Source organism: Streptomyces sp. XD-27, from assembly GCF_030553055.1.
Classification (GTDB): domain Bacteria; phylum Actinomycetota; class Actinomycetes; order Streptomycetales; family Streptomycetaceae; genus Streptomyces.
Genome location: NZ_CP130713.1, coordinates 2,940,493 through 2,962,301, shown reverse-complemented (window position 1 = coordinate 2,962,301; position 21,809 = coordinate 2,940,493). Strand labels below are relative to the sequence as shown.

Here is a 21,809-nt window from a genome sequence, read left to right as displayed (position 1 = left end):
CGCCGCGCCGCCCGCCCACCTCCCCCCGGCCCGCCCGCCCCGCCCGCCGCGCGCGAAGCGCGCCGCGCGGCTGCGCTGGTCGCTGCGCACCCGCCTCGTCGTCTCGTCCGTCGTGCTGATCGGAGTCGTCTGCGCCGTGATCGGCTGGGTCACGGCCATCGCCCTGCACTCCTACCTCCAGGGGCAGGTGGACGACGACCTGCGGACGGCCGTCGTCGGCGCCCAGGGCGGGCCGAACCGCGACGGGGCGAACCGCAGCGACATGAACTTCGTCGCCCGGCCCGGGCAGCTCGTGAACACGGTCGGCGCCCGCCTGTCGCCCGGCGGCGGGATCACCGACGCCAGGAAGCTCAACGACACGGCCCCCGGCCCCACCTTCAACCCCTCGGAACAGCTGGACGACCTGACCGGCGCCCAACGGGAGGCGCTCGGATCGGTCCCGCTGGACGGCGGGGTGCACACCCTGGACCTGCCCGGCCTCGGGAGCTACCGCGCCCAGGCGAGCCAGGACGGCAGGCTCCTTCTCGCCTATCCGCTGTACGAGGTGGAGGACACCGTCAACGCCCTGGTCCTCGTGGAGGTCTGCGTCGCCGGCGCCGGGCTGGTCGCCGCGGCGATCGCGGGTGCCGCGACGGTCACCGTCGCACTGCGCCCCCTGCGCCGGGTCGCCGCGACCGCCGCCCGCGTCTCCGAACTCCCCCTGCACAGCGGCGAGGTGGCCCTCCACGAGCGCGTACCGGAGTCGGAGGCCGACCCGCGCACCGAGGTCGGGCAGGTCGGCTCGGCCCTCAACCGCATGCTCGGACACGTCGGTTCGGCGCTCGCCGCCCGCCAGGAGAGCGAGACGCGGGTGCGCCAGTTCGTCGCCGACGCCAGCCATGAGCTGCGTACGCCGCTCGCCTCCATCCGCGGATACGCCGAACTGACCCGGCGCGGGCGCGAGGAGATCGGCCCGGAGACTCAGTACGCCCTGGGCCGGGTCGAGTCCGAGGCGGCCAGGATGACCGGCCTGGTCGAGGACCTGCTGCTGCTCGCCCGGCTGGACGCCGGCCGCCCGCTCGCGCGCGCGGAGGTCGACCTCTCGCCCCTGGTGGTGGACGCCGTCAGCGACGCGCGGGCCGCCGGGCCCGACCACACGTGGTGGCTGGAGCTGCCCGACGAGCCCGCGGCGGTGTACGGCGACGACGCCCGGCTGCGCCAGGTCCTGGTCAACCTCCTCGCCAACGCCCGTACGCACACCCCGCCCGGGACGACGGTCACCGCGCGCGTACGGCGGAAGGCCCCGTACACCCCGTACGTCTCGCTGGAGGTCCAGGACGACGGCCCCGGCATCCCGCCCGACCTCCTCCCGCACGTCTTCGAGCGCTTCGCCCGCGGCGACGCCTCCCGCTCGCGGGCCGCCGGGTCCACCGGTCTGGGCCTGGCGATCGTGGCCGCGGTGGTGGCGGCGCATGGTGGCCAGGTGACCGTGGACAGCGTGCCGGGCCGCACCGTCTTCGCTGTTCACCTGCCCGGTCAACTGCCCGCTCACCTGCCTGCGACGCACTCACAGCCAGGGCACAGGCTGACCACACGGCCGTGACAGCGCCGCCGCCGAGTCTCGGCCCATGCGAACCCAGACCCCTCTCGCGGCACCGCCCGAGACACCACCGCAGACCCTGCCCGCACGGGAGCACGTGAGGGTCGGCCGGCGCGAGCCGGTGCTCGATGTCGTGATCCCCGTCCACAACGAGGAAACCGACCTCGAACGGTGCGTGCGCCGCCTGCACGACCACCTCGTGCGCACCTTCCCGTACCCCTTCCGGATCACCATCGCGGACAACGCGAGCACGGACCGCACCCCCCAGGTTGCGGCCCGGCTGGACGACCAGGTCGCGGAGGTCACGGCAGTCCGGCTGGAGCAGAAGGGCCGCGGGCGCGCGCTGCGCACCGTGTGGTCGCTGTCGGACGCGCCCGTCCTCGCCTACATGGACGTCGACTTGTCGACCGACCTGAACGCGCTGCTGCCGCTGGTCGCCCCGCTCATCTCCGGCCACTCCGACCTGGCGATCGGCTCTCGGCTGTCGCGCGGTTCGCGGGTCGTGCGCGGGCCGAAGCGGGAGTTCATCTCGCGTGCGTACAACCTGATCCTGCGCGGCTCGCTCGCCGCCCGCTTCTCCGACGCGCAGTGCGGGTTCAAGGCGATCCGGAAGGACGTCGCGGAGCGGCTGCTGCCGATGATCGAGGACACCGGCTGGTTCTTCGACACCGAGATGCTGGTGCTCGCCGAGCGGGCCGGGCTGCGCATCCACGAGGTGCCCGTCGACTGGGTCGACGACCCGAACAGCGCCGTCCACATCGTCAGGACGGCGACCGACGACCTGAAGGGAGTGTGGCGGGTGGGGCGCGCGCTGGTCACCGGCGCGCTGCCGCTGGACCGGCTGCGCCGTCCCTTCGGCGACGACCCGCGGGACCGCGACCTGTCCGGTGTGCCGGGCGGACTGCCCCGCCAACTGGTCGGCTTCTGCGTGGTCGGCGCCCTGAGCACCCTGTGCTACCTGCTGCTGTACTCCCTCCTCCGGACGGGTACGGGCCCGCAGACCGCCAACGCGCTGGCGCTGCTGCTGTCGGCGCTCGGCAACACCGCCGCCAACCGGAGGCTCACCTTCGGGGTACGTGGCCGCGACCGCGCCGTCCGCCACCAGGCCCAGGGCCTGGTCGTGTTCGGCATCGGCCTCGCGCTGACCAGCGGCTCCCTCGCCGCGCTCGACGCGGCCGGGGGAGCCCCGGGCCACGGCACCGAACTGGCCGTCCTGATCGCGGCCAACCTCGCCGCGACCGTCCTGCGCTTCCTGCTCTTCCGGGCGTGGGTCTTCCCCGCGGAGACGCATTCCCGCAGCGCCGCCTCCCACCGCCCCGCCGCCCATGACAACCACTGAGGATCACCCGATGACCACGTACGACATCGCGGACGTGCGCCCGCCGAGAGACCCGGCGCGGGACCCGGCCTGGGCGCGCCCGGCCCTGTGGGTGCTGCTGGCCGCCACCGCCGTGCTCTACCTGTGGAGCCTGGGGGCGTCCGGCTACGCGAACCAGTTCTACTCGGCCGCCGTCCAGGCGGGCGGCGAGAGCTGGAAGGCGTTCTTCTTCGGCTCGTCGGACGCCGCGAACTCCATCACCGTCGACAAGCCTCCGGCCGCGCTGTGGCCGATGGCCCTGTCGGTACGGATCTTCGGGCTCGGCTCGTGGGCGATCCTGGTCCCCGAGGCGCTGATGGGCGTGGCCACGGTGGCCGTGCTGTACGCGGCCGTCCGGCGCCGGTTCGGCCCGGCCGCCGGGCTGATCGCGGGCGCCACGCTCGCGGTCACGCCGGTCGCGGCGCTGATGTTCCGCTTCAACAACCCCGACGCGCTGCTGTGCCTGCTCATGGTCACCGCCGCCTCCTTCGTGCTGCGCGCCCTGGAGGACGGCCGTACGACGTGGCTGGTGCTGGCGGGCGTCGCGTTCGGCCTCGGCTTCCTGACGAAGACGCTCCAGGCCTGGCTGATCCTGCCGCCGCTCGCGCTCGTGTACGCGGTGTGCGGCCCGCCCAAGTTGGGCAGGCGGATCGGGCAACTGCTGCTGGGCGGCCTGGCGATGGTCGTCTCCGGCGGCTGGTGGGTCGCGATCGTGGAACTGTGGCCGGAGTCCTCGCGCCCGTACATCGGCGGCTCGCAGAACAACAGCTTCCTTGAGCTGACCTTCGGCTACAACGGCCTCGGCCGCCTCAACGGCGAGGAGACCGGCAGCGGCGGCGGCGGTGGCGGCGGCCAGGGCGGCGGCCGATGGGGCGAGACCGGCATCACCCGGCTGTTCGACGGCACCATCGGCGGTCAGATCGCCTGGCTGCTGCCCGCCGCACTCGTCCTGCTGCTGGCCGGGCTGTGGCTGACCCGGCGGGCGAAGCGTACGGACGCGCGGCGCGGGGCGTTCCTGGTGTGGGGCGGCGCGCTGCTGGTCACCCTCGTGACGTTCAGCTTCATGTCCGGGATCTTCCACGAGTACTACACCATCGCGCTCGCGCCCTATGTCGCGGCGCTCGTGGGCATGGGCGCGACGGCGCTGTGGGAGCGGCGTGCGGAGGGCGGCAACGCGGGCGTCGCGGCGTCGGTGCTCCTCGCCGCCACGGTCGCGGGCACCGCGTGGTGGTCGTACGAGCTGCTGGGCCGCGCCGCCGACTGGCACCCGTGGCTGCGCCAGGCGGTGCTGGCCGGCGGTCTGGTGGCCGCGGCCGGACTGCTGGCGGCGGCGAAGGCGGGCCGCGCGGCGGCGCTGACCGCGGCCGGCCTGGGGCTGGCGACCGCGCTGGCCGGGCCGGTCGCGTACACGGTCAACACGGTCGACACCCCGCACGGCGGCTCGATCGTCACGGCGGGCCCGGCGGTGGCGGGCGGCATGGGCGGCCCGGGTGGGGGACGGCCGGGCGGGGGACCGGGTGGCGGTCCGGGGGGTGGCCCGGGCGGTCCGGGCGGGTTTCCGGGGGGCGGCAACGGGGCTCCCAACGGTGCCCCGAACCGCGCCCCGAACGGCGGTCCGCAGGGCGGCACCCAGCAGGGCAACCGCCCAGGCGGCATGGGCGGCATGGGCGGTCTGCTCAACGGCCAGCAGGTGAGCGACGAGGTGAAGGCGAAGCTGGAGCGGAACTCCGGCGACTACGCCTGGGTCGCCGCGGCCATCGGCTCGCAGAACGCCGCCGGCTACCAACTGGCCACGGAGGACCCGGTGATGGCCATCGGCGGCTTCAACGGCAGCGACCCGTCCCCGACACTCGCCCAGTTCAAGGAGTACGTGAAGGAAGGCAAGATCCACTACTTCATCGCGTCCGGCGGCGGCCCCGGTGGCGGCAACGGCACCTCCTCCCCGATCTCGTCCTGGATCGAGGAGAACTTCACGAAGGTCACCGTGGACGGCACGACCCTCTACGACCTGACTCGGTCGGCGTCGTAACCGCTGACGTCGGAGACGGTGCCGCGCCCGGCCGGAGCCGGGCGCGGCAGCCTTAACCCCGGCCCCTGCCGGAACCGCGCCAGGGATGCAGGAGGCTGGCGCCGATGGCGCCGGTCTCCGGGAACGTCGCGGGGTCGTGCAGTCCGACCGCGACCGGCGCGCGGTCGGGGTGCCAGGTGAAGCTCCCGAAGGCGCGGTCCCAGACCGACAGGTCACCGCCGAAGTGACCGGCCTCGGAGAGGTCGACGCTGTGGTGCAGCCGGTGCTGTTCGGGTCCGGCGAGGACGTGGTTGAGCACGCCGATGCGCACGTCGATGTTGGCGTGGCAGAAATAGCCCTGCGCGACGGCGAAGAGGCCGGCCGTGAGCACGGTGTCCGCGGAGAACCCGACCAGCGCCAGGGACAGCTGCACGCACCCCTGCGTGAGGACGACGTCCAGGATGTGGTTGACGCCGTTGTTGCCGACGTTGACCTTGTCCGGCACGTGGTGCACGCCGTGCAGGCGCCACAGCCACGGATTGCTGTGGGAGAGCCGGTGCACCAGGTAGTTGGCCAGCGAGGCGAGCAGCAGGGCCGCCGGTATCTCCCACCACAGCGGGAGCGCCGCCTCCGGCCGCGCCACCAGGCCGACGGCCGCCACCACGGCGGCCTGCCCCAGGCCGCCGCCGGCCGCGGTCAGCAGGAAATAGGCGCCGTACCAGCGCCATTCGCGGGAACTCGGCTGCCAGGCACGCTCGTACGGGATCAGGCGCTCCAGCAGCGCGAGGTAGCCGATCGTGCCGACGACGAAGAGCGGGTTCACCCAGGCGGGGTCCCAGTCGTAGCGCATGCTCCCCGCCGACACCGAGACCATCGCCAGGAGCAGCACCGGATAGGCGATGTGGCACAGCGGCGAACGGGCCGTCCCGGCCGGTGCCCCCTGCGGCCGGGACCGCCGCGCCCGCCGCCGCCGTCTGCGCGGCCGCGGCGGCGGCGTCAAGGCGTCGATTCCGAACAAGATGCTCATGCCATCCCCCTGTTTCACTGGCCCGTGATCGGCGCGTCAAGAGGCGCGCGTTTCCCAAGTCGTCTGACGCGCCGCCGACTTGGGCCCGTCCGTACCCGGCCGCTGGTCGGCGTTCACGCGCGGCCGCGCACGGGTGGTTGCGTACGGGGGGACGTACGGCGCGCGCGGACGGCCCGTCTGCGCCGGGGTGCGGGGCGGGGGTGGCCGAGTGGTCCTCCCGTGGTCAGCGGGCGGGCGGTTCCGCGAGAGTCGCGTCCCAAGCCTCGCGGGAGGCGGCGATGGCCTGACGGTGCGCAGGCCGCCCGGCGGCGCGTCGACTACGACGATCCGGCATCGCTCGACGTCAACCGGCGGGCGCTGCGGGGCCGCTAGCCGGAGAGGCAGGTCCGCAGGAGGGCCACCACGTCCTCGTCGGACATGCCCAGCGCACGGGCGTCCGCGACCAGCCGCCGGGCGTCTTCGACGAGCCGCGCGCGGCCGGGAGACGGGCCGCCCGTGACGACGGCACCCCGGCCGCGGCGCAGTTCGATCAGTCCTTCCTCGCGGAGCCGCTGGTAGCCCCGCAGCACGGTGTGGACGTTGACGCCGAGCGATTCGGCGACCTGGCGGGCGGGCGGCAGCCGGTCCCCGGCGTGCACCAGCCCGTCGGCGATGGCCGCCCGCACGTTGGCCGCGATCTGGTCGCCCAGCGGGAGCGCGGAACCGGGATCCACACGGAACAGCACCTCAGCCCCCCAGCCCGCGGCCGAGCCCGCCGCCCTCGTCGAGCCCGCCGCCCTCGTCGAGCCGCCCACCGCCTTCGTCGAGCCCACCGCCCTCGTTGAGCCGCCCACCGCCCTCGTCGAGCCCGCCGCGCTCGCGGTCCGCGAGGGTGTTCAGCAACGCCGCGGCCGTGGCCGCGTCATCCACCGTGACGACGAACTCGCTGCCGTTCGACAGCCGCGCCGAGACCGCGTCGCCGGAGCGGAGTATCACGCCGCTGGCGCCACGGCGCATCCGGTAGCCCCAACCGCCGAAGTCACGGAAGGCGTTGACCTCGCGGTGCGAGGCTTCCGCGATGCGCTCCAGCGACACGGTCAGGCGCGGTCGCGGAACCAGCAGGGACGCGACGGTGATCCCGCGCCGGTCCACGGTCACCCGCGCACCGGTCAGCATCGCCGTCAGCGCCCCGACGACCAGCAGCGCGAGCCCGGACCCCCAGCCCACCGCGAAGGCGATCACCGCGCCGAGCGCCACCGTGGCAAGCCCGGCGGCGGGGAGCACGCGTGAACCCACGGTGTTCGTCCAGCTCGCCAACTCGCCGTCCGCCAGCTCCAGACGCGCCACCTGCGCGGCCGGCGCCTCGGCGGCGGGTCCGGAGTCCGCGACGGCCCCCGCCGCCAGCCACCCCAGCGCACCGGCGGCGGCCGCGGCACCGAGCGCGGCCGCCACGTGCCACCCGGTGAACGTCACCGCCCCGGCGTCCCCGCTGTCCGCGTTGGCGAAGAGCAGGGCGGTGAGCAGGTAGCCCAGCGGCACCGCCGTCGCGCACCCGCAGGCGGCGAGCACGCGCTGCGCGGCGGGTGCGGAACGGGCCAGGTACGTGACGGCGCCGAACACGACGCCGCCGCCGAGGAGCAGGGCGAGGGTCGTCCCGACGAACGCCCCGCGCCCGGTGAAGCCGTCGGCCCGGCCGTTCGGGCCGATATGCGTCGCCAGCGGGTCGGGCAGCCGCCCCCGCAGGGAGGCGAAGACGGCCAGCGCGACGGCGCAGGCGAGGAGGAACGGCAATGCGGCGACGAGCACACGCCTAGTTGTTCGCATGCAACTAGAATAAGTGCCGCGGGGCGTTCCCGGCCTCCTTCGCGGTGGTCCGGAGCAGTGCGAGGAAGGCGCCGACCGCGGGTGAGTGGCCGAGCCCGCGGGGTGTGCCCGCGTACACCTTCCGATGGGGCAGGTCCGCTCGGTCGACGGGTACGAGGGCGATGTCGGGGCGGACCGCCCCGGCCGCCAGGCCGGGCAGCACGGTGATGCCCAGGCCCGCGGCGACGAACCCCTGCTTCGCGGTCCAGTCGTTGGCCCGGAAGGCCACGCGCGGCCGGAACCCGGAGGCCAGCGCGGGCGCCAGCAGGGTCTGTTCCGGGCGCACGGTGCCCTCGATCCAGTCCTCGTCCGCGAGTTCGGCCAGGCGCAGGGCCGGGCGGTCCGCGTAGCGGTGGGTCCGGGGGAGGGCCAGGTACATGGGCTCGTCCAGCAGGTGGTGCAGTTCCGGGCCGGACAGCGGCACTCCGGCGGGGGTGCTCAACAGGGCCAGGTCGAGGCCGCCCTCCGCGAGCAGGCCCACGTGCTTGGCCGTCGGGCCTTCGGTGTGGACGACGGTGACGGCCGGATGCCGGTCCCGGAACGCGGCCATGGTGCGCGGGACCAGCGACGCGTTGGCGGCGGCGAAGGCCCCGATCCGCAGCGTGCCGCCGTCGAGCGTGCGCAGCGCGTCCAGTTCGGCGCGGGCCGCGCGCAGCCGGTCCCGCATGCCCTCGGCGTGCGGGAGCAGTGCCCGCCCGGCCTCGGTCAGCCGTACCCCGCGCGGCAGCCGGTCGAACAGGGCGGTGCCCCACTCCTCCTCCAGCGTCTGGATCTGCCGGGAGACCGCGGACTGGGTGTAGCCGAGGGTGCGGGCGGCGGCGGTGAAGGAGCCGTCCTGGGCGACGCGCAGGAAGACCTCGTACAAGCTATGCGGAGCAGGCATGGCAGCCATGTTAGACATTCGCTTGTCGCATGGATGGTGGGCGCCTAGCGTCGAGGCCATGGAGAAGATCGCGTTTCTCGGCCTCGGCAGCATGGGCGCCCCGATGGCCCGTCGCCTGCTCGCCGCCGGACACCCGCTGACCGTCTGGAACCGCACCGCGCACAAGGCCGACCCGCTCGTCTCGGCCGGTGCCCGGCTCGCCGCCGACCCCGCCGAGGCCGTCGGCGACGCCGATGTCGTCATCACGATGCTCGCCGACCCGGCCGCCGCGTACGCCGTGGCCGAGGCCGTGGTCCCGGCCCTGCGGCCGGGCACCCACTGGGTCGACACCTCGACCGTGGGCCCGGACACCGTGCGGGAGCTCGCCGCCCGCCTCCCGGACGGGGTGACGCTGACCGACGCGCCGGTGATGGGCAGCGTGGACCGGGCCGCCGCCGGGGAGTTGTGGGTGCTGGCGGGCGGGCCGCTGCCCGGGCCCGTACGCGCGATCCTCGGGCGGCTCGGGGAGGTCACCGAGTGCGGCGAGCCCGGCTCCGGGGCCGCCCTGAAACTGGTCCTGATCAACGCGGTGATCGGCGGAGTGGCCCTGGTGGCGGAGACGCTCAGGCTGGGACAGGCCCTCGGGCTGCCCGCGGACCTGGTCCGCGGCGAACTGGCCAGGGGGCCGCTCGCGGGAGCGGTCGCCCGTACCTTCGCCGACGGCTCCTACTTCCCGGTGGCCCTGGCCGCCAAGGATGTCGCCCTGGCCACCGCCCAGGCCACCGACCACGCCCCGCTCCCGCTGCTGCGGGCGGTGCATGACGAGCTCACCGCCCGCCCGGAGCTGGCGGACCAGGACCTGGGCCGGATCCGGCCGCGGACCCCGGCCTCCTGACCCCGCATGCGCCCCGGCCGTCAGGCCGCCGCGGCGGCCACCAGTGCCTCGCCCACGCCCGTCCGCGCGTACAGCACCACCCGCCCCGTCCGGTGCGCGTTCACCAGGCCCGCCGCGCGGAGCGCCGTCAGGTGCTGGGAAACCCCGCCCGGCGAGAGGGCCAGGCGGCGGGCCAGGTCCGTCGTGGTCGCGGGGGCGGCGAGTTCGGCCAGGAGGATGGCGCGGGTGCGGCCGAGTACGCGGGCCAAGGCGCTGGAGCACGGCTGGGGGCGCTGTTCCCACAGCGTGCCGACGCCGCGCGGCGGATAGCGGAGCGTGGGCTGCGCGTCCGGGCTGCCCAGGGTGGAGAAGATCCTGGGCCACACGAAGGCTGAGGGGCACAGGAGCAGGCCCTGGCCGGTCAGCCGCCGCACCCCGCGGTTGCAGCGGCGGTCGGTGAGTTGGAGCGTGCCGGAGTCCCATGTGACCTGCGGATCGAGGTCGTGGAAGAGGTGCCGGGCGCCGCCCTCCGCGATGCGCCGGGCCCGGTGCAGAATGTCGCCCTCGTACAGAGTGAGCAGGCGCGGCCAGTACGGGGCCAGCGCCACCTCCCAGTACGCGGCGATCAGCTCCGCCAGCCGCGCGAGACCACGTTCCGGGTCCTCGCGCAGCGCGTCGACCCCCGCCCGCGCCTCGGGTGTCTTCGTACGGAGCAGGTCGGGCGGCGTGGCGCGCAGCGCCGCCAGCTCGACCTCCAGCGAGGGCTGCGGGGTGGTGGGCGGGGGCACCAGGAACCCGGGAATGCCGGTGGTGGGCACGGGGATCAGGCGGGACAGGGGCGTGAGGTCCAGCTTCGCCGCCGCGAGGAGCGGGCGCACCTGCTCCGCCCACCGGCGGTGCATGCCCTGCGGGTCGGCGCCTTTCAGCACCCGGACGCTGGCCACGACCTCCCACAGCGGGGAGACGGCGAAGCGCGTACGGGCCACGTCCTCCGCCGAGAACTCGATCTCCAGCGTGCTGTCTTCGACCCGTCTCGCGTGCACCATTCAGCCGAGGCTAAATCATTGGTCCTGGAGCCGGGTGATCGGCAGCGTAGTGGGCATGTCCACCGAAAATCCGTGGCGGACGGCCGACTTCCGCACGCTGTTCACGGCCACCGCGCTCAGCCAGCTCGGCACCAACATCGGCTATGTCGCCGTCCCGCTGATCGCGGTGACCGCGCTCGACGCGAGTCCCGGCCAGGTCGGCCTGCTGGCCACGTTGAGCACCGCCGCCTTCCTCCTCATCGGCCTGCCCGCCGGGGCCTGGGTGGACCGGGCGCACCAGCGGCGGGTGCTGGTCGCCGCGGATCTGGCGCGGGCCGTGCTCTTCGCGTCGATACCGGTGGCGTGGGCGCTGGACGCGCTCACCCTCGGCCAGCTGTACGCCGTCGCCCTGCTGGGCGGCTGCGCCACCGTGTTCTTCGACGTGGGCTCGCAGAGCTTCCTGCCGCGACTGGTCGGCCGCGAGGGGCTGGTGCGGGCGAACGCCGCGGTGGTGAGCCTCCAGGCCGCGGGCAACGTCGCGGGCCGGGGCGCGGGCGGCGGGATCGTCCAACTGGCCACGGCGCCGGTGGCGATGGTCGGCGCGGCGGTGTTCTCTCTCGCCTCGGCGCTCCGCCTCACCGGCATCCGCCGTACGCCGGTGCCCGACGCTCCTCCCGCCGTCGAGCAGCCGCCCGCCTCGCTCCGGGCCCAGATCGCCGAGGGGCTGCGCCACGTGCTCGGCAACCGCGAACTCCGCGCGCTGGCCCTCACCGCCTCCCTCACCAATCTCGGCGCACAGCTCATCAACACCCTGCTCCCCGTGCTGTTCACCCGCGAGCTCGGCCTGTCCGCAGGCGTCCTGGGCCTGTACTGGGCGGTCGGCGGAGTCGGCATCTTCCTCGGCGCACGGGTCGCCCGCCCCGTCGCCCGGCGGCTGGGCTACGGCCGCGCGCTCGGCCTCGCCGGTCTGTGCGTGGGGCCGACCGCCCTGGTCATCCCGCTCATCGACCAGGGCCTTTGGCTCTGGCTGGCCGGTGCCGGATGGCTGCTGGCCACCTTCAAGATGGGCATCGACAACGTCCTCGGCGTCAGCCTCCGCCAGCGCCTGACGCCCGATCCGCTGCTGGGCCGCATGAACGCCACCTTCCGCTTCATGCTCACCGGAGCGGTCGCCATCGGCTCCGCCGCGGCGGGCCTGATCGGCGAGTTGGCCGGCGTACGCACCGCGCTGTGGGTTGGCGGCGGCTGCCTGGCGCTCGCCTTCCTCCCCGTCTTCCTCTCTCCTGTACGCACCCGAACGGACCTGCCTCAGCAGGCCGTTACCCCGGCGGTATCCTTCGCTGGACCGCAAGATCAACATCGGAGTTCCGACGTCAACGGAACACGAAGGTGACCAATGAAGGAGATGGTGTGCGTACACGGGGGATGACTCTCGCCGCCGCGGCTCTCACGACTGCCGCGATCGCCCTTCCGGCAACCGCCGTTCCGGCGGCCGCCGCACCGGCGTCCGCGACCGCCGCGCCGCCTGTCCAGGTGGACTGCTCGGGGAGCGGCGGCAAGGGGTCCGCGGCGTGGAACTGGACGAGCAAGGACGAGTTCCGCTCGATCGTCATCCGGGGCAAGGACACCAAGGCCGAGGGACTGCACCCGGCCATCCGGATCTACTGGTACGACGGCAAGGGCAGGAAGTCGACGACTCCTTGGCTGCACGTCCGCGACGGCGTCGACAAGTGGAACACCCCGACGATCTGGGACCGGGACGGGCTCAAGTCCGCCGGCATCGAGATCGACCTGTTCCGCCGCAACACGCGCGTCGGTGACGTGTGCTCGGAGTCCAAGAAGAACCCGCGCTACTGATCTCGCGCGGTGGAGGCGGCTCGGCCCGTGTCGCGGCCGGGCCGCTTCCGCGTAAGCCGAGGGCCGCCTCCGCGTACGCCGAGAGGCCGCTTCCCCGTAAGTCGCGGCCCGCTTCCGCGTACGCGGCCCAGGACGCGGCCGGGCGCGGCAGCATGGCCGTATGACGGATACGGACCTCATCCCCGCGCCCCGCAGCGTCTCGTGGGTGCCTCCGGCTCCCGGCCACCACCCGCTCGACGCGGAGACCCTCATCGAGGCGCGGCCCGGCACCGAAGGTGTCGCTCGCTGGCTGCGGTCCACCGTCGGGGCCGCCACCGGGCTGCCCTTGGCGGAGGGCAACGCGGGGGGCAACGAAGACGGCAACGACGACGGCAACCGGATCGTGCTGGACATCTCGCCTGAGATCGCCGCCCGCCTCGGCCCCGAGGGCTACCGTATCGTCATCGACGGGTACGCCATCCGCGTGGACGGCGGCAGCGCCGCCGGGCTCTTCTGGGCGGCCCAGACGTTCCGGCAACTCCTCGGACCCGACGCCTTCCGGCGGGCGCCCGTGCGGCCACGGCGCGCGTGGCCGGTGCCCATGGTGGTCATCGAGGACGCCCCCCGGTTCCGCTGGCGCGGCCTGCTGCTCGACGTCGCACGGCACTTCATGCCCAAGGACGGCGTGCTGCGCACCATCGACCTGCTCGCCGCGCACAAGCTCAACGTGCTCCATCTGCACCTCACCGACGACCAGGGCTGGCGCATCGAGATCACGCGCTATCCGCGGCTGACGGAGGTGGGCGGCTGGCGGGCGCGGACCAAGGTCGGCCACCGCGCCTCACCGCTGTGGGACGAGCGGCCGCACGGGGGTTACTACACCCAGGACGACATCCGCGAGATCGTCGCGTACGCCGCCGAGCGGCATATCACCGTCGTACCGGAGATCGACATCCCCGGCCACTCGCAGGCCGCCATCGCCGCGTACCCGGAGCTGGGCAACACCGACGTCATCGACACCGCCTCCCTCGACGTGTGGACCACCTGGGGCGTCTCCACCAACGTACTCGCCCCCACTGACACCACCCTCCGCTTCTACGAGGGGGTGCTGGAGGACGTGCTCGGACTCTTCCCGTCCGCCTTCGTCCACATCGGCGGCGACGAGTGCCCCAAGGAGCAGTGGCGCGCCTCGCCCGCCGCGCAAGCACGCATCAAGGAGCTGGGACTGGCCGACGAGGACGAGCTCCAGAGCTGGTTCATCCGGCACTTCGACCAGTGGCTCGCCGAGCGCGGCCGCCGGCTCATCGGGTGGGACGAGATCCTCGAAGGGGGCCTGGCCGAGGGGGCCGCCGTGGCGTCCTGGCGCGGCTACTCCGGCGGTGTCGCGGCGGCGCGATCCGGCCATGACGTCGTCATGTGCCCGCAGCAACACGTCTACTTCGACCACCGGCAGGCGCCGGGCGACGACGAGCCCGTCCCCATCGGCTACGTCCGCACGCTGGAGGACGTGTACCGCTTCGAGCCGGTTCCGCCGGAGCTGACCGCCGCCCAGGCCGCCCATGTGCTCGGAGCGCAGGCCAACGTGTGGACCGAGGTGCTGGAGGACCCGCGGCGCGTGGACTACCAGACCTTCCCGCGGCTCGCCGCGTTCGCCGAGACCGTGTGGTCCCCGCTGCCCCGCCCCGCCGCGCGCGACGTCACCGGCTTCTTGGAGCGCATGGGGGCGCACTACGCGCGGTTGGAGGCGCTCGGAGTCGATTACCGGCCGCCGGGCGGCCCGCGCCCCTGGCAGCGGCGCCCTGGGGTGCTCGGACGCCCGATCGACGGATCACCTCCGATCGTGTGAGCCGGACGCGGAAGCCGCTCGCGGTGCGGCGCCGCCCTGGGACGGTTGTGCGGAGCCTTGGGACGGTTGTGCGCAGTCCGGGGGAGACCGCGCCGGGGGAAGTGACAAGCCGCGCAAGGGTCCCCGAAATGTGGCAATCGGTGCGTGACGCCGGAGGTGGGTCAATGCGGACCATCGTCCTGGTCGGGGACGGATACCTGCTGCGTGGACCCTCGCGACGGCGGCCGCCGAAGATGTGCCAGAGTTGCCACGTCCGGGCCGTCAGCACGTACCGTACGGCGGAACAGGCCGGGACAACCGGGGAAGGGGCAGCGGTTGACCACGCACGCACCGCAGGCGGAGCACACGGTGACGTTGCCGGGCTCGCTCGACGAGGCCGTGGCGGCGCTCACCGCCATGCCCGCCGCCGTGCCCGTCGCGGGCGGAACCGATCTCATGGCGGCGGTCAACTCCGGTCTGCTGCGGCCCGCGGGGCTCGTGGGCCTGGGGCGGATCAGCGAGATCAGGGGCTGGCAGTACCAGGACGGACACGCGCTGCTGGGCGCCGGTCTGACCCACGCCCGGATGGGCCGCCCGGACTTCGCCGCGCTGATCCCCGCGCTGGCGGCCGCCGCGCGCGCCGCGGGCCCGCCGCAGATCCGCAACGCGGGCACGCTCGGCGGCAACATCGTCAGCGCCGCCCCGACCGGTGACGCGCTGCCCGTACTCGCCGCGCTGGACGCCGTGCTCGTCGTCTACGGACCGAAGGGTGGAGCCGGCGGGGCCAAGGGCGGCGCCCAGGGCGGGGCCAAGGGCGCGGCCGGGGCCAGGGGCGCGGGCGCGCCCGGGGGCGGATCGGCGGGCGCGGGAGGCTCCGGGACCGCCGGGGGCTCCGGCACCGGCGGAGGCTCCGGGACCACCGAGAGCCGCGAGATCCCCGTCGGCCACCTCCTCGCCGGTGTCGAGATGCTGCGCCCCGGCGAGCTCGTCGGCTTCGTCCGCGTACCGCTGCTGCACGCCCCGCAGTCCTTCCTGAAGGCCACCGCGCGCACCGGCCCCGGCCGCGCGACCGCCTCCGTCGCCGTCGTCCTCGACCCGGCCCGGCGCCATGTGCGCTGCGCCGTGGGCGCGGTGGCGCCGATGCCGCTGCGCCCGCTGGACGCCGAGGCGTGGGTCGCCTCGCTGATCGACTGGGACGGCGACCGCGGCCTGGACCCGCAGGTGTGCACGGCCTTCGGCGAGTACGTCGCCGCGGCCTGCATCCCCGACCCGGCGCCGCCGCAGGACGGCGGGGAACCGGCCACCCTGCCGCCCGCCGCGCTCCACCTGAGGCGTACCGTGGCAGCCCTGGCCCGCCGAGCACTGGGGAGGGCACTCGCGTGAGTGACGAACAGCGGCCGCAGCAGCCCGTGTCCGGGGGCGGCTGGGAGCCGATCCCGCGTGGTCCCGAGTACGACGCGGAGGGCACGGCCTTCGTGCAGCTCCCCCCCGAGCTCATGGACCCGGCCGCCGGTCCCGGCGGTTGGGACCCGCTGGCCGCGCCCGGCACCGGGTACACCCCGCCGCCCATGACCCCCGGCGCGGCGCCGTCGGCGACCCCCGCGCACGGCGTGTCATGGCAGCAGGCGCAGGCGCAGGCGCAGGCACAAGCCCACGGCCCGTTCCCCGGCCAGCCCTACGGCAGGCAGGGCGACGTCCAGGGGTACGGCGGGCAGGATCCGTCGGCGGCGTCCGCACCGACCGCGGACCCGGCCGCCACGGGCCACTGGACCATGCCCGCGGACGCCGCCTCCGGCGCGTGGCACGTCCCCGGGGCGGGCCGGGCGTCGGCCGACGACACGGGCGAGTACGGGACGGACACCGGCGAGTACGCGACGGAAACCGGCGTCGACTACGGGACGGACACGGGCGAGTACGCGACCGGCGGCCTCGCCGGACCGCGGCACACGACCGCGCAGTGGCCGATGCCCGCCGACGGCGGCACCGTACAGACGGGGCAGTGGTCGATCCCGGCAGCCGGCGACGACGGCGTGGACGAGACGGGTGAATACGCGGTCGGTGGCGCCCCGACCACCGGGCAGTGGCCCGTCCCCGGCACGGACGGGACCGGCCAGTGGTCCGTCCCGGCCACGGGCGCGGCCACAGGTCCGGCAGCGGACGGGACTACGCAGGGCGGCACGGCCGGTTACGCGCTGGGCGACCAGCTCACCGCGCGCGGCGGCGCGTCCCGGAAGGCCGGGCAGGAACGGCGCGGCGCGCAGGCCGCCCATGACGCGCGGGCCGCTCACGATGCCCACGACGCGCACGATCCGCATGACGCCCGCGATCCACATGACGCGCACGACCCGCACCGGACCGGGCAGTGGTCGGTGCCGTTCGGGACCGCTCCGGGCGGCGGCCCGGCACAGACCGGCCAGTGGTCCATCCCGGCCGCTGGGGACGACGGCCCGGAGGAGTCCGGCGAATACGTGGTCGCCGAGCACCCCGGCCCGGCCGCCCCGCCGCCCGGCTACCGCGTGCCCGGCACCACCGGCGCGCCCGCCGGTGGCCAGGGAGACGGCTACGACGGCGGGTTCGCGGCGGACGGCCGCCCCGCCCCGTACGAGGACCAGCACACCGCGGCCCTGCCGCGTATCGCCCCCGGCCAGGCGCACGGCGCCTACGCGGGCGACGCGGGTTACGCCGACGAGGGCTATCCGGACGCCCGTTACGGGGCGGAGGGGAACCCGGCGGCGGGCCCCGGCGCCTTCGCCACCGGCACCGCGCCCGCCGGAGCGGGCGAACCGGAGACCACGGACCGTACGGACGGCCAGGACCACACCGGCGGCACGGCGCGCCCGGACCGCCCCGGCGCGCGGGGAGCGGCTGGTGCGCCGACCGGCGCGTCGGCCCCGTATGCCGCGGATGGCACGGCCCCGGGTCGGCCCACGGTCCCCGGCCCGCGCCGACCGGCCACCGCCCACGCGGGGGCCGCCAACGCGGCGGGCGCTCACGGTGACGCCCCCGACGCGGACGTCACCGCCCTCACCGACCACGCGACCCCGGCCGACGGCGTGCACGGATTCGCCGACGCCGTGCACCCGGGGGAGCGACGCCAGGCGGCGCCGGTGCGGGCACCGGCCAGGACACCCCCGCGGACGCGGACGCCCCGCGCGGCGAGCCCGCCGACGGACCACAGGACGGCAGCGACGTCCCGGCGCGCACGGAGCCCGGCACGGACGGCCCCGACGGCGCGGCCGCCACCGGCCACGCCGCCCCGGGCGCGCATCCGGCCGCGCATCCGGGCGCCATGGACGGCGGGCCGGCGCGCGGTCGCGGCTCGGGCCGCTCGCGCGGCCGGGACGCGGCGGATGCCGCCGGGCAGGCGTTCCCTGCGGACGGTGCCCCCCCGGTCGACGGCGAGACGGAGTACGGGGACGGTGCCCCCTCCGGGGCTCCCTCCCGGACGAGGCCCGGGGGAGCGGCGCCCGGCGGGTCCGCGCGCGGTCGCGGTTCGCGAAGCGCGGCCACCGCCGACGCTGCCGGGCAGGTGCCTCAGGCGAGCGGTGCCGCTGCGGCCGACGACGGCTACGGACACGCAGATGGCGCCCGCTCCGGCGGGTCTGCCGGTGGGCGCGGCCCACGCGGCCGTGGTGCCGCGGCCGCGTCCGGGCAGGTGCCCGCTGAGAACGGCGTCCACCCGGCTGACGCGGGCGGGACCGAGGACGAGCCTGCCGCGGGCGGTGCCGCCGCGACCGATGGCGGGTCCGGTTACGCGGACGGCGGTCGCGGCTCGGGCCGCTCGCGGGGCCGGGGCGCGGCGGGTGCTGCCGGGCAGGCGTTCCCCGCGGACGGCGCTCACCAGGGTGACGGTGAGGCCGAGCACGAGGACGGGGACCTCGCCGGGGCTCCCTCCCAGGCGGGGGCTGGGGAAGCGGCGCACGCTGGTACCGCGTCCGGTGCCCACCCGGGCGACGGCGAGACCGAGTACGACGACGGCGCCGCCTCCGGGCAGCCCTCCCGCACGGAGTCCGGGGAAGCCGCCCCCGCCGCCCCCGCCGCCCCCGCCGCGCGCGGCGCGCGTCGGGCCGACGGCTCCGACGAAGGCGTCGCGGCAGACACTGGCACACCCTCAGCGGACGCCCTCGACGTCAGCCAGGACACCGCAGCGAACGCCGGCGTTCCCGCCGACGGCGCCGACGGCGCGGACGCGGACGAGCCGGGGAACACCGCGGACGGCGCCCGCGCGGCCGACGGCGGCGGTCAGGATGCCGTCGCGGACCCGAGCGCCCAGCAGGGCGACGCCGGCGACGGCGCGGACACCGCCCCCGCCGAACCCGCGCCCGTCCACAGCGAGCACCCGCACGCCTCCTACGTGCTGACCGTCAACGGCACCGACCGGCCCGTCACCGACGCCTGGATCGGCGAGTCGCTGCTCTACGTGCTGCGTGAGCGGCTCGGGCTCGCCGGGGCCAAGGACGGCTGCTCGCAGGGTGAGTGCGGTGCCTGCTCCGTGCAGGTCGACGGGCGGCTCGTCGCCTCCTGCCTCGTGCCCGCCGCCACCGCCGCGGGCTGCGAGGTCCGCACCGTCGAGGGACTGGCGGCCGCCGACGGGCAGCCCTCCGACGTCCAGCGCGCGCTGGCCGCGTCCGGCGCCGTCCAGTGCGGCTTCTGCGTGCCCGGCCTCGCGATGACCGTGCACGACCTGCTCGAAGGCAACCACGCCCCGAGCGAGTTGGAGACCCGGAAGGCGATCTGCGGCAACCTGTGCCGCTGCTCCGGCTACCGGGGCGTCCTCGACGCGGTCCGTGACGTCATCGCGGAGCGGGACGCGGCGGCCCAGGCCGCGACCGAGCCCGAGGCGGGGCCCGCCTCGGCCGAGCCCGGCCCGGACGCCGACACGCCGAACCCCGCCGCGGCCCCGGACCCGGCCGCCGCGGGCATCCCGCAGCAGTCGGGCCCGTACGACGAGCAGATGGCCCCGTACGGCGGCCAGGGTGGCCATGGCGGCCACGGCGGCGACCACGGCCACGGTGGCCACCACGGTCCCGGCGCCGACAACACCCACGGCGGCCAGGGCGGCTTCGGCGGCGACGACACCCACGGCGGCCACCTCGGCCTCGGCGGCCCCTACGGCGACGACGGCAGAAGCGGCACATACGGCGGCAACGGCCACAACGCCGACCACGGCCACAACGGCAGCCACGGCACCCACGGCACCCACGGCACGGGAGGGTCGATCGCATGACCGGAATCGCGGATGGCGTCGGCGCCGCCACGGCCATCGCCGCCGCCACCAGCGCCCCCGCCGCCCCGCCGACGCCGTCCACGATGGGCCTCGGCGTGTCCCTGCCCGCCACGGACACCGCGGCCAAGGCGTCCGGCACCTTCCCGTACGCGGCCGACTTGTGGGCCGAGGGGCTGCTGTGGGCCGCCGTGCTGCGCTCTCCGCACCCGCACGCCCGCATCGTGTCCATCGACACCGCCCAGGCCGCCGCGATGCCCGGCGTGCGGGCCGTGGTGACCCACGCCGACGTACCCGGCGACGCCGCGCACGGCCGCCGGATCGCCGACCGTCCCGTCTTCGCCAAGGACCTGGTCCGGCACCACGGCGAGCCGATCGCGGCCGTCGCCGCCGACCACCCGGACACCGCCCGGCTGGCCGCCGCCGCCATCGCCGTCGAGTACGAGGTGCTGGAGCCGGTCACCGACCCCGAGCAGGCGTTCGCCGCCGAGCCGCTGCACCCCGACGGCAACCTGGTCCGGCACATCCCGCTGAGCTTCGGCGACCCCGAGGCCACCGGCGACGTCATCGTCGAGGGCCTGTACCGCATCGGGCGCCAGGACCCGGCGCCCATCGGCGCCGAGGCCGGGCTCGCCGTGCCCCGGCCCGACGGCGGCGTGGAGCTCTACACCGCCTCCACCGACCCGCACGCCGACCGCGACCTGGCCGCCGCCTGCTACGGGCTGGAGCCGGACCGGGTCAAGGTCGTCGTCACCGGCGTACCCGGCGCGATGGGCGACCGCGAGGACCCCGGGACGCAGCTGCCGCTGGGGCTGCTCGCGCTCAGGACCGGCCGCCCCGTGAAGCTCGCCGCGACCCGAGAGGAGTCCTTCCTCTCCCACCCGCACCGCCACCCCACCCTGCTGCGCTACCGGCACCACGCCGACGCCGAGGGCAAGCTCGTCAAGGTCGAGGCGCAGATCCTGCTGGACGCCGGCGCCTACGCCGACTCCTCCGCGGACGCGCTGGCCGCCGCCGTCTCCTTCGCCTGCGGCCCGTACGTCGTCCCGCACGCGTTCATCGAGGGCTGGGCCGTACGCACCAACAACCCGCCGTCGGGCCATGTGCGCGGCGAGGGCGCGATGCAGGTGTGCGCCGCCTACGAGGGCCAGATGGACAAGCTCGCCGCCAAACTCGGCCTGGACCCGGCCGAACTGCGGATGCGCAACGCCATGGCCACCGGCGACCTGCTGCCCACCGGACAGACCGTCACCTGCCCCGCGCCCGTGGCCGAACTGCTGCGCGCGGTACGGGACGAGCCGCTGCCCGCCCTGCCCAAGGACGAACCGGGCGAGGACTGGCTGCTGCCCGGCGGCCCCGAGGGCGCGGGCGACCCGGACGCGGTGCGGCGCGGCGTCGGCTACGCGCTGGGCATGGTGCACATGCTCGGCGCGGAGGGCGCCGACGAGGTCTCCACCGCCACAGTCAAGGTCAGCGGCTCGGTGGCCACCGTCATCTGCGCCGCGGTGGAGACCGGCCAGGGCTTCTCCACCCTCGCCCGGCAGATCGTGCAGGAGGTCCTCGGCATCGAGGAGGTGCACGTCGCCTCCGTCGACACCGACCAGCCCCCGGCCGGGCCCGCCGCACGCGGCCGCCACACGTGGGTCTCGGGCGGCGCGGTCGAGCGCGCCGCGAAGATGGTCCGCACCCAGCTGCTCCAGCCGCTGGCCCACAAGTTCGGCATGTCCACCGAGCTGCTGAGCATCGCCGACGGCAAGATCACGTCGTACGACGGGGTGCTCAGCACCACCGTGGACGAGGCCTTCGCGGGCAAGGAGCTGTGGGCGACGGCCCAGTGCCGGCCGCACCCGACCGAGCCGCTGGACGAGGCCGGGCAGGGCGACGCGTTCGTCGGCATGGCGTTCTGCGCGGTCCGCGCGGTCGTGGACGTCGACATCGAGCTCGGCCTGGTCCGGGTGGTCGACATGACGGTGGCCCAGGACGTGGGCCGGGTGCTCAACCCGCGCCAGCTCAACGCCCGGATCGAGGCGGGCGTGACCCAGGGCATCGGCGCGGCGCTCACCGAGAACCTGCGCACCTCGCGCGGGGTCGTCCGGCACCCGGACCTGACCAGCTACGCCCTGCCGACCGCCGTCGACGTCCCCGACATCCGGATCGTGAAGCTGGTGGAGGAGCGGGACGTCGTCGCCCCGTTCGGCGCGAAGGCCGTCAGCGCGGTGCCGGTGGTGACCTCCCCGGCGGCCGTCGCGGCAGCCGTCCGCGCGGCCACCGGACGCCCCGTCAACCGCCTGCCGATCCGCCCCCAGGCGGCGGTGGGCGCCGAGTACCGCCGCTGATCACCCGGGGCCTC

15 protein-coding genes and 1 pseudogene are annotated in these 21,809 nt (G+C 75.4%); 10 read left to right on the top strand and 6 right to left on the bottom strand.

From position 1 onward, the window contains the following. Positions 1-70: 70 nt before the first annotated feature. From Q3Y56_RS12490 to Q3Y56_RS12480, 3 genes are read left to right on the top strand one after another with little or no spacing between them, the layout of a single operon-like run. Positions 71-1,582 carry a cell wall metabolism sensor histidine kinase WalK gene (locus Q3Y56_RS12490; protein WP_304465576.1) on the top strand — a complete coding sequence of 504 codons (1,512 nt, stop codon included), beginning with the start codon at positions 71-73 and terminating at the stop codon, positions 1,580-1,582. A 25-nt stretch (positions 1,583-1,607) separates the two neighbouring features. Then, positions 1,608-2,918 carry a glycosyltransferase gene (locus Q3Y56_RS12485; RefSeq protein WP_304462012.1) on the top strand — a complete coding sequence of 437 codons (1,311 nt, stop codon included), beginning with the start codon at positions 1,608-1,610 and terminating at the stop codon, positions 2,916-2,918. Between the two features lie 10 nt (positions 2,919-2,928). Beyond that, positions 2,929-4,965, top strand: coding sequence for a glycosyltransferase family 39 protein (locus tag Q3Y56_RS12480; protein WP_304462011.1), 2,037 nt, complete (start codon positions 2,929-2,931; stop codon positions 4,963-4,965). 52 nt (positions 4,966-5,017) lie between these two features. Here the strand turns inward: Q3Y56_RS12480 and Q3Y56_RS12475 are convergent, their stop codons facing one another. The 4 genes from Q3Y56_RS12475 to Q3Y56_RS12460 form a co-directional block, all read right to left on the bottom strand. Continuing rightward, positions 5,018-5,818, bottom strand: a complete 801-nt coding sequence (locus Q3Y56_RS12475; protein WP_304465575.1) for a sterol desaturase family protein — start codon at positions 5,816-5,818, stop codon at positions 5,018-5,020. A gap of 521 nt (positions 5,819-6,339) precedes the next feature. Further along, a complete protein-coding gene (locus Q3Y56_RS12470; protein ID WP_304462010.1) occupies positions 6,340-6,696 on the bottom strand; it encodes a GntR family transcriptional regulator in 357 nt (118 codons plus the stop codon). A 1-nt stretch (position 6,697) separates the two neighbouring features. Beyond that, a complete protein-coding gene (locus Q3Y56_RS12465; RefSeq protein ID WP_304462009.1) occupies positions 6,698-7,774 on the bottom strand; it encodes a DUF1648 domain-containing protein in 1,077 nt (358 codons plus the stop codon). A 4-nt stretch (positions 7,775-7,778) separates the two neighbouring features. Beyond that, a complete protein-coding gene (locus Q3Y56_RS12460; RefSeq protein WP_304462008.1) occupies positions 7,779-8,696 on the bottom strand; it encodes a LysR family transcriptional regulator in 918 nt (305 codons plus the stop codon). Positions 8,697-8,754: 58 nt separating this feature from the next. Here Q3Y56_RS12460 and Q3Y56_RS12455 point away from each other — a divergent pair, with 58 nt between their 5' ends. Continuing rightward, complete coding sequence (locus Q3Y56_RS12455) at positions 8,755-9,570, top strand: NAD(P)-dependent oxidoreductase (protein WP_304462007.1); 816 nt, start codon at positions 8,755-8,757, stop codon at positions 9,568-9,570. A 20-nt stretch (positions 9,571-9,590) separates the two neighbouring features. On the opposite strand, the gene Q3Y56_RS12450 is transcribed toward Q3Y56_RS12455, so the two are convergent. Then, entirely contained in the window at positions 9,591-10,595 is a 1,005-nt protein-coding gene (locus tag Q3Y56_RS12450) for a helix-turn-helix transcriptional regulator (RefSeq protein WP_304462006.1), read from the bottom strand. A 55-nt stretch (positions 10,596-10,650) separates the two neighbouring features. Between Q3Y56_RS12450 and Q3Y56_RS12445 the strand changes: the two genes are divergently transcribed. The 4 genes from Q3Y56_RS12445 (at position 10,651) to Q3Y56_RS12430 (ending at position 15,618) form a co-directional block, all read left to right on the top strand. Continuing rightward, positions 10,651-11,967 carry an MFS transporter gene (locus Q3Y56_RS12445; protein ID WP_304462005.1) on the top strand — a complete coding sequence of 439 codons (1,317 nt, stop codon included), beginning with the start codon at positions 10,651-10,653 and terminating at the stop codon, positions 11,965-11,967. Between the two features lie 17 nt (positions 11,968-11,984). Next, entirely contained in the window at positions 11,985-12,431 is a 447-nt protein-coding gene (locus tag Q3Y56_RS12440) for a hypothetical protein (protein WP_304462004.1), read from the top strand. A gap of 160 nt (positions 12,432-12,591) precedes the next feature. Beyond that, positions 12,592-14,256 (top strand): beta-N-acetylhexosaminidase, encoded by a 1,665-nt coding sequence (locus Q3Y56_RS12435; RefSeq protein WP_304462003.1) that lies wholly within the window; start codon positions 12,592-12,594, stop codon positions 14,254-14,256. A gap of 315 nt (positions 14,257-14,571) precedes the next feature. Continuing rightward, positions 14,572-15,618 (top strand): xanthine dehydrogenase family protein subunit M, encoded by a 1,047-nt coding sequence (locus tag Q3Y56_RS12430; protein ID WP_304462002.1) that lies wholly within the window; start codon positions 14,572-14,574, stop codon positions 15,616-15,618. Positions 15,619-15,848: 230 nt separating this feature from the next. Here the strand turns inward: Q3Y56_RS12430 and Q3Y56_RS12425 are convergent, their stop codons facing one another. After that, positions 15,849-16,889 (bottom strand): hypothetical protein, encoded by a 1,041-nt coding sequence (locus Q3Y56_RS12425; protein ID WP_304462001.1) that lies wholly within the window; start codon positions 16,887-16,889, stop codon positions 15,849-15,851. A 1,679-nt stretch (positions 16,890-18,568) separates the two neighbouring features. Here Q3Y56_RS12425 and Q3Y56_RS12420 point away from each other — a divergent pair. Continuing rightward, positions 18,569-19,462, top strand: a pseudogene (locus Q3Y56_RS12420) ((2Fe-2S)-binding protein); the annotation flags it as partial. Then, on the top strand, positions 19,459-21,795 hold the full coding sequence (locus Q3Y56_RS12415; RefSeq protein WP_304462000.1) for a xanthine dehydrogenase family protein molybdopterin-binding subunit: 2,337 nt from the start codon (positions 19,459-19,461) through the stop codon (positions 21,793-21,795). The pseudogene Q3Y56_RS12420 and the gene Q3Y56_RS12415, both read left to right, overlap by 4 nt. The last annotated feature ends 14 nt before the right edge of the window (positions 21,796-21,809 follow it).

Excerpts from the sequence above, each read along its gene's own strand:
- Q3Y56_RS12435 (WP_304462003.1), top strand. The coding sequence starts at position 12,592 with ATGACGGATACGGACCTCATCCCCGCGCCCCGCAGCGTCTCGTGGGTG.
- Q3Y56_RS12465 (WP_304462009.1), bottom strand. The coding sequence starts at position 7,774 with ATGCGAACAACTAGGCGTGTGCTCGTCGCCGCATTGCCGTTCCTCCTC.
- Q3Y56_RS12480 (WP_304462011.1), top strand. The coding sequence starts at position 2,929 with ATGACCACGTACGACATCGCGGACGTGCGCCCGCCGAGAGACCCGGCG.
- Q3Y56_RS12450 (WP_304462006.1), bottom strand. The coding sequence starts at position 10,595 with ATGGTGCACGCGAGACGGGTCGAAGACAGCACGCTGGAGATCGAGTTC.
- Q3Y56_RS12455 (WP_304462007.1), top strand. The coding sequence starts at position 8,755 with ATGGAGAAGATCGCGTTTCTCGGCCTCGGCAGCATGGGCGCCCCGATG.
- Q3Y56_RS12485 (WP_304462012.1), top strand. The coding sequence starts at position 1,608 with ATGCGAACCCAGACCCCTCTCGCGGCACCGCCCGAGACACCACCGCAG.
- Q3Y56_RS12475 (WP_304465575.1), bottom strand. The coding sequence starts at position 5,818 with ATGGTCTCGGTGTCGGCGGGGAGCATGCGCTACGACTGGGACCCCGCC.
- Q3Y56_RS12415 (WP_304462000.1), top strand. The coding sequence starts at position 19,459 with ATGACCGGAATCGCGGATGGCGTCGGCGCCGCCACGGCCATCGCCGCC.
- Q3Y56_RS12460 (WP_304462008.1), bottom strand. The coding sequence starts at position 8,696 with ATGCCTGCTCCGCATAGCTTGTACGAGGTCTTCCTGCGCGTCGCCCAG.
- Q3Y56_RS12445 (WP_304462005.1), top strand. The coding sequence starts at position 10,651 with ATGTCCACCGAAAATCCGTGGCGGACGGCCGACTTCCGCACGCTGTTC.